Below are 6217 nucleotides of genomic sequence, written 5' to 3'. Positions count from 1 at the left end.
GGCCGTTCACCGGCGGGACAGGTGCCGGTGTGGCTTGATGCAGCAATTGTTGCCAGGCGGGGCCGGTCACCGACAAGACCCCCTCGCTACGACCCGCCGTCGTAGCCATGGGCGGACGGCACTGGTCCGCGGGGCGGGTGGCGCGGTCGGCCAACGTGCTGAGCTGCGCAGATGTCGCGGTCGGGCTCGCGGGCGGCGGCGGTGCACGGCCACTATCGTCCGTCGTGGACCTTTTCCGGTGTGAGTGGGCTCACGGTTTATGTCATGGTTTGTCCTGTTTGTCGGTCACTGACCGAACTGCCGCCGACGCTCTGAGTGCGGACGATCCCCTCCGACCGAGACCGGCGTCACACGCGCGACCACTCCCCCGGCACAGCCGGCTCGATGCGCTCGCGCCCGGGCCGGGAAGCCGGTGCCGACGAAGAGCCGGACGACCTCGCGTTCGGGCAGAAGGCGCTCGTGGCACCTGCCGAAGAGGCCGCTGCCCCGACGGCCCCACCCGACCCGGTGCGCGGCCCGGCCCGGGAATCGCGCATCCAGGCCATGGCCGCCCGCCGCGCCGCGCGTCGAGCCCGTCTGGCGGCCCTCCCGGCGGGCGGGGAGAATGGTGATCGCAAGGCTTGCCGCCGCGAGACGCGGAGTGGGTAACTGGTGTGAAGAGCTCCCCTCGCCCCGCCGAGTCCACCGCGCCGCTCGCACCCGGGCCCGGCCCCGGTGAGAAGGGGCTCAGATCGGGCGCCCTGGGGCTGTTCTCGTCGGTGGCGATCGGGATCTCCTCGACCGCGCCCGCATACAGCCTGGCGGCGACGCTCGGAGTGATCGTGGCCGGGGTGGGACTGCAGGCCCCCATCATCACCATGCTGGCGTTCGTGCCGATGCTGCTGATCGCGTACGCCTACCGGGAACTGAACGCCGTCGACGCCGACTGCGGGACGACCTTCACCTGGGCCACCCGCGCGTTCGGCCCACGAGCCGGCTGGATGGGCGGCTGGGGCCTGATCGTCGCCGACGTGATCGCGATGGCGAACCTGGCCGAGATCGCCGGCATCTACGGCTTCCGGCTGGTCGGGCTGGAGTCGCTGGCGACCAGCCGGACATGGACCACCGTGGCCGGGGTGGTCTGGATCGCCCTGATGACGGCGGTCTGCTACGTCGGCATCGAGGTGTCGGCGGCCGTGCAGCGCTGGCTGCTCTGCCTGGAGGTCGCGGTCCTGCTGCTTCTCGCCGTCACCGCCCTGGTCAAGGTCTACACCGACGGCCCGCCGACCGCGGCGCACGTCTCCGCCTCCTGGTTCAATCCGCTGAACGTCCCCTCCCCCCAGGCGCTGACCACCGGGGTGCTCGCCGCGGTGTTCATCTACTGGGGGTGGGACACCGCGCTCACCGTCAACGAGGAGACCGCGGACAGCAGGCACACCCCCGGGCGGGCCGCCGTGCTGTCCACCGTGCTGCTGCTGGGCATCTACGGTCTGGTCGCCACCTCGGCGCAGGCCTTCGCCGGAGTCGGCACCACGGGCATCGGGCTGGCCAACCCGGACAACTCCGGAGACGTGCTCTCCGGCCTCGGCGGGGCGGTGTTCGGCACCGCCGGGCTCGGCCACGCACTCACCAAACTGCTGATCCTGATGGTGCTGACCTCGGCGGTCGCCTCCACCCAGACCACCATCCTGCCGACCGCCCGCACCGTCTTCTCGATGGCCGCGCACAAGACCGTGCCGTCCGGCTTCGCCCGGCTGCACCGCCGGTTCCTGACCCCGACCTGGTCGACCGTCGGCATGGGGCTGGTGTCGATCGCCTTCCTGGTGCTGCTCACCTCGGTCAGCCGCAACGTGCTGGCCGACTCCATCGGCTCGGTGGGCCTGGCGATCGCCTTCTACTACGGTCTGACCGGCTTCGCCTGCGTCTGGTACTACCGCCGGGTACTCACCCGCAGCCGCCGGGACCTGGTGTTCAAGGGCGTGCTGCCCGGGATCGGCGGGCTGATCATGCTGTTCCTGTTCTGCTACGCCGCCTTCCACGTCTACGCCGCCCCCGACTACGGCGCGACCTCCCTCCGGCTGCCGCTGCTCGGCCAGGTCGGCGGGGTGACCGTACTGGGGCTGGGCGCGCTGCTGATCGGCGCGGCGCTGATGCCGGTGGTCACCCGGGAGCACACCGCGGCGCTGCGGCTGCAACGCAGCCTGCTGCCGCATCGGCTGCCGGCGCTGAGCGCGGTCGAGTCGGCCAGCCGCTACCTGCCGGCCGACACCCGCTCCGGGGTGGGCGGGGACTGGTACGACGTCATCCCGCTGTCCGGCAGCCGGGTCGGCCTGGTGGTCGGCGAGGTACTCGGCCACGGTCTGCGGGCCGCCGCCGCGATGGGCCGGCTGCGCGTCGGCGTCCGGGTGCTGGCCCGGATGGACCTGGATCCGGACGAACTGCTCGCCCGCCTGGACGACGTGGTGCGCGAGGAGAACGGCCAGGGCAGCCCGCGCGGCGGCGGCGTGACCTGCCTGTACGCGGTGTACGACCCGGTCGACGGCCGGTGCAGCCTGGCCCGGGCAGGCCACGCGCCGCCCGTCGTGGCCGACCCGGCAGGCGGCGTCCGCTACGCGGAGCTGCCGGCCGGGCGGCCGCTGGGGCTGGGCGGCCCGCCGTTCCAGCACGCCGAGCTGAACCTGCCGGCCGGCAGCCTGATCGCCCTGTACACGGACGGCCTGGTGGAGGCCGTCGACGGCCGGCGCGGGCTCGCCGAGACGCTGGCCGGGCTGCGCCGGCCGCTGGAGAGCCTGTGCGACGAGGCGCTGGCGACCCTGCTGCCCGGGCCGGTGGACGACGACGCCGTCCTGCTGCTGGTCCGCACCCGCCGGCTCGACGCCGGGCAAATCGCCGACTGGGAGCTGGTGCCCGACCCGGCGGCGGTCGCCCGGGCGCGTCGCCTGGCCACCGACCGGCTGGACGAATGGGGCCTGGCGGAGCTCGCGTTCACCACCGAGCTGATCGTCAGCGAGCTGGTCACCAACGCGATCCGGTACGCCCCCGGGCCGGTCCGGGTCCGGCTGATCCGGGACCGCAGCCTGATCTGCGAGGTCTCCGACACCGGGCACACCTCGCCGCACCTGCGTCAGGCCGCCCGGGACGACGAGGGCGGGCGCGGCCTGTACATCATCGCCCAGATCACCGAGCGCTGGGGCACCCGCTACACCGAGGACGGAAAGACCATCTGGACCGAGCAGGCCCTGCCCGACGAGGGCTGACGACCGCGACCGGCCATCGGCGCTCCCCGGATCACGCCGAGCGCGTCCGGCTCCGGGGCGCGGGCCGCACCGGGCGGGCCGGAGGTGTCGACGCGGCGCTGCCGGTCGATCCGGGAGAGGAGAGACGTTTAACTGTGGAGTGGGGGAAACGACGCGGCTGTGGGGACGAGCGGGACAGAAGGGCAGTCCGGTGGCTGATGTCTCGAACACGAGGGCGTGGCGTTCGCCGCGGTTCCTGCCCAGGTGGTCGCGCCGGGTCACGATCGGTGGTTATGTGCTGATCGCGATCACGGTGACGCTGGATTTCGTCAGCGGGCCCGATGTCACGTTCGCCCCGATACTCGCCGCCCTCCCCGTCCTGGCCGGTGTGGGCACCCGCCGGGCCACCGTCCCGCTGACGGCCGGGGTGGTCGCCGGCGCGCTCGTCGTCGCCATGGCGGCCTACGACGACGCCGTGCCCGCGGTCGTGATGGTGACCGTGGCGGCCGCAGTGGTCATGGTCACCTTCTTCAGCTGCGCCAACGTCGTGGTGGTGATGGCCCAGGAGCGGGAACTGGCCAGGGTCCACACGGTCGCCGAGGCCGCGCAGCGTGCCCTGCTGCGCCTGGTGCCCCGGCGGATGGGGCCGCTGGCGGTCGCGGTGCGCTATGTGGCGGCAGAGGCCGAGGCACGGATCGGCGGGGACCTGTACGAGGTGATGCCGACCCCGTACGGGGTGCGGTTGTTCCTCGGCGACGTGTGCGGCAAGGGCTTGGCCGCGGTGGAGACTGCGGCCGACGTGCTGGGGGTGTTCCGTGAGGCCGCGCGGGCCGAGCCGGATCTGGCGGAGGTGGCCAGGCGGCTGGACTCGGCGCTCGTTCGTCGTCCGGCGAGCGAGGAGTTCGTCACGGCGGTTCTGGTCAGCATCCCCGACACGCCGGGACCGGCGGTCGTGGTCAACTGCGGACACCCGCCGCCGCTGCTCTGCCATGACGGTCAGGTCAGCACGGTGGAGCCGTCCGTCGACGCACCGCCGCTGGCGCTGCTCGGCCTGGTCGGCGGGGACTACCACGCCGAGTCGCTCGCCTTCGACCGCGGCGACCTGCTGCTGCTCTACACGGACGGCGTGGCCGAGGCCCGGGACGCGGCGAACCGGTTCTACCCGCTCGCCGAGCGCCTGGCCGCCCTGCCGCACGGGGAGCCGGACGCCCTGCTGGACGAACTGCTCCTGGACGTGCGGACGTACGTCGGCTCCGGGCTGACGGACGACGCGGCCCTGCTCGCCGTCCGCCGGGAGCGGTGACCGGTTCATCGACTCCATCGGAGCGAGCCCGCACACCCCCTCTCCCGGGTGCTGCCACCACGAGGAGCACGGGCCGAGCGACTTACCGGGACGGCGGCGGTTGGTGCCGGTACTCCTCCAGCGCCGGCGAAGTCCTCATCGCGAGGAAGTTCGTGACCGTGTACTCGGCCAGCCCTGCCACCGAGTACGGGTCGCTCCTGGCGATGTCCTCGATCTGCGTCCGGTCGACACCGACCGCCACGATGACCGCACCATCGCGTGGGTCCTTGGGGCCCGATGCGATGAAGACGCCGGATTCGTAGTTCGAGTCGAGCCAGGCGACGTGCTCGGGGTGGGCCGCTTCGATGCGCTCGAGCGGCGCGATGTAGGTCAGCTCAAGAATGAACATGATCAACATCATAGCGCTGGGTAACCAGCTGGTCGCACAGAGGAAGCTTCGGAGATGCATCGCCCGAGCCGGGTGGCGGGCGACCGTCAGGCCGCCCAGGACGACCCTGGCGCCACCGAGGAACCGCAGCGCGTCCGCGACGGGCGGGCCGGCCGTGTTGTCGATGCAGTGCCTTCGCGACGGGCTGGGGGGCGTGCACGGCGAACGCGCACAGCGCCTACCGGGCCTGCCGAACCTGACGCCCCGTCGGATCCACAACACCTCCGGCGCGGCCGCCTACGACGCACGGGCTGCCGCCGGACGTCCTGGAGATGGCCGTGTGACGGCAGAAGAGCGGCGGCGGGCTTCGGCCTTCTCGTCTCCGAAGACGAGCGGATCGCAGGAGTCGATCGGCGCCGCGTGGCCGCTCCCCCGTCGCTTCGAGGTGCATGGGCAGCTCCGCCGAGAGACGCTGGGCGAGTCCGTCTGATGGACCACCGCCGACACAGGAGGCGTTCATGAGACGCAAGTACTGTGCAGCGGTCGCCCTCACCGCCACCGCTCTGTTCACGGGAACGGGGGCGACGTACGGGACCGCAAGCGGCGCTCAGCCTCCCGCTGCGCGCAGCGTCGTGGTGAGTGCCACCCGACTCCCCACCGAACAACAGATCGCCGCCCTGTTCGACAAGTGGAACGCGGCTCTGGCCACCGGCGACCCGAACCGTGTCGCGGACCTCTACGCTCCCGATGCCGTGTTGCTGCCGACCGTCTCCGACATCCGTACCAGTCGCGCCGGGATCGTCGACTACTTCACGAAGTTCCTGGCGAGCAAGCCCGTCGGAAAGATCCAGGAGCGGTTCATCACCGTCCTGGACCCCACGAGCGCCGTCGACACGGGTCTCTACCAGTTCACGCTGACCGACAAGAACGGCCACAAGTCCACGGTCGACGCCCGGTACACCTTCGTCTACGAGCTGCGTGGAGGCAGGTGGCTGATCCTCAACCACCACTCCTCGGCCCTGCCCTCTCCGGGCTGATCCGGCTGCCCGTCGGGCCCCCGGTCGGCCGCGAGGTTGGCCGGCCGCCCTTGCGGACGGTGTCGTCACCGATGCGCAGCGCCGCCACGCTGTCCGGACGTTCGGGGAACGGGGCGAGGGCCCGTGTCGCGCGGTTGCGCGGCACGGGCCCTCGTGGGTCACTCCGGTGGTCCCTGTCCGGCCCCCGGGGTGTGGGGGAAGCCGACGGGTCGGCTTAGTACCAGTGGTGGGACTGCCAGAAGTTCCAGGCGGCGTTCGGGCTGCCGTAGCGGGTGTTCATGTAGTCCAGCGCCCA

General features: G+C 72.1%; 5 protein-coding genes. 3 read left to right on the top strand and 2 right to left on the bottom strand.

The window, feature by feature from the left end; all coding sequences use genetic code 11:
• The first annotated feature begins 653 nt into the window (after positions 1 to 653).
• Positions 654 to 3236, top strand: coding sequence for a SpoIIE family protein phosphatase (locus ACWDBE_RS38950; RefSeq protein WP_449793467.1), 2583 nt, complete (start codon positions 654 to 656; stop codon positions 3234 to 3236).
• Between the two features lie 274 nt (positions 3237 to 3510).
• Positions 3511 to 4518, top strand: coding sequence for a PP2C family protein-serine/threonine phosphatase (locus ACWDBE_RS38945; protein WP_449793468.1), 1008 nt, complete (start codon positions 3511 to 3513; stop codon positions 4516 to 4518).
• Positions 4519 to 4600: 82 nt separating this feature from the next.
• On the opposite strand, the gene ACWDBE_RS38940 is transcribed toward ACWDBE_RS38945, so the two are convergent.
• Positions 4601 to 4906 (bottom strand): YciI family protein, encoded by a 306-nt coding sequence (locus ACWDBE_RS38940; protein ID WP_449793469.1) that lies wholly within the window; start codon positions 4904 to 4906, stop codon positions 4601 to 4603.
• A gap of 497 nt (positions 4907 to 5403) precedes the next feature.
• Here ACWDBE_RS38940 and ACWDBE_RS38935 point away from each other — a divergent pair, with 497 nt between their 5' ends.
• Positions 5404 to 5922, top strand: a complete 519-nt coding sequence (locus ACWDBE_RS38935) for an SgcJ/EcaC family oxidoreductase (protein WP_449793470.1) — start codon at positions 5404 to 5406, stop codon at positions 5920 to 5922.
• A 214-nt stretch (positions 5923 to 6136) separates the two neighbouring features.
• Here ACWDBE_RS38935 and ACWDBE_RS38930 read toward each other — a convergent pair.
• The coding region (locus ACWDBE_RS38930) for an aggregation-promoting factor C-terminal-like domain-containing protein (RefSeq protein WP_449793027.1) at positions 6137 to 6217 on the bottom strand (81 nt) is incomplete at its 5' end.

Source organism: Kitasatospora sp. NPDC001132, from assembly GCF_053598415.1.
This window is presented reverse-complemented; position numbering and strand designations above follow the sequence as displayed.

Coding starts and splice junctions, on each gene's coding strand:
- ACWDBE_RS38935 (WP_449793470.1), top strand. CDS start 5,404: ATGAGACGCAAGTACTGTGCAGCGGTCGCCCTCACCGCCACCGCTCTG.
- ACWDBE_RS38940 (WP_449793469.1), bottom strand. CDS start 4,906: ATGTTCATTCTTGAGCTGACCTACATCGCGCCGCTCGAGCGCATCGAA.